The sequence below is a fragment of the Frigoribacterium sp. CFBP 13712 genome, from assembly GCF_014842255.1.
In the GTDB taxonomy this organism is placed as follows: Bacteria; Actinomycetota; Actinomycetes; order Actinomycetales; family Microbacteriaceae; genus Frigoribacterium.
The window spans coordinates 1-647 of sequence record NZ_JACYVH010000024.1; the positions used below are offsets into that span (position 1 = coordinate 1).

The following is a 647-nucleotide window of genomic DNA, read 5'->3' on the forward strand; positions in this document are numbered from 1 at the left end:
TCCGGCGCCCTCGTGTTCTCGCTCGCCGCGTGCTCGATGGACTCCAACAGCGGCTCCACCGAGTCGACGACCTCGGCTTCGGCATCGGCCGAGCCCAGCGCCGAGGCCACCCCGGTCGCCTCGCTCCCCGACCTCAGCAACGGCGTCGACACCCAGGTCACGGTCGACCAGTCCTTCGTCGACGCGCTCACCTCGCTGGGTCTGACCCCGGCCCCGGTCGGCACCGGCACCTTCGACGGCGCCACGGGCACGTTCGCGTTCCCGATCACCGGCGGCAACGTCGACTACTACGACCCCTCGTCCGACGTGCGTCCCTACGTCCAGGGCGAGCTCGACCACGACGGCTCGGGCCTGTCGCTGACCGCCGGTGACACCACCGTCGAGCTCACCGACTTCCGCATCGACCCGGGCGAGTCGAAGCTCTACGGCACCGTGTCCGCCAACGGCGAGGTCGTCGTCGAAGACGCCTACCTGTTCAACCTCTGGGGCGGCACCCTGAAGCCCCTGCAGATGGAGGGCACCAACGCCGTCCTCGAGGGCACGACCGTGCACATCAGCCCCGACGCCGCCGCGCTGCTGAACGAGACCTTCAGCACCGACGCCGTCCAGGACGAGATGCTCGTCGGCGTCGCGAAGATCACCGTCGC

At 70.0% G+C, this 647-nt stretch carries 1 protein-coding gene; it reads left to right on the forward strand.

Annotated elements, in window-relative coordinates; genetic code table 11:
* Positions 1-647, forward strand: a 647-nt coding sequence (locus IFT51_RS14740) for a hypothetical protein (protein ID WP_197982092.1), incomplete at both ends; no start/stop codon positions are given.